The sequence below is a fragment of the Natrialba sp. PRR66 genome (assembly GCF_034808065.1).
GTDB lineage: Archaea > Halobacteriota > Halobacteria > Halobacteriales > Natrialbaceae > Natrialba > Natrialba aegyptia.
The window spans coordinates 1-248 of the sequence record NZ_JAXHGN010000221.1; the positions used below are offsets into that span (position 1 = coordinate 1).

Sequence of the window (248 nt, forward strand, 5' to 3'; positions counted from 1 at the left end):
CTCGAACAGCTGCTGGACCTTCGTCCGGACGATATCGTCCTCGAGGCCAACCTTGCTCCCCATCTTCGCCAGCACGGACTCGAAGCGCTGGACCGCACGCGAGACCGTGGACGTCGACGTGTCGGAGCGTACAGCAGCCTCCTCGTAGGTCAGCATCCCGCCGTCGGCGAATGCACGCAGGACGTCTCGCTCGGCGTCCGTCGCGTCGGGTCGGTTAAAGTGCTGGGTCGCGATGTCGCCCTCGATCT

At 65.3% G+C, this 248-nt stretch carries 1 pseudogene; it reads right to left on the reverse strand.

The features are described from left to right. A pseudogene (locus SM755_RS24045) lies at positions 1-248 on the reverse strand (hypothetical protein); the annotation flags it as partial.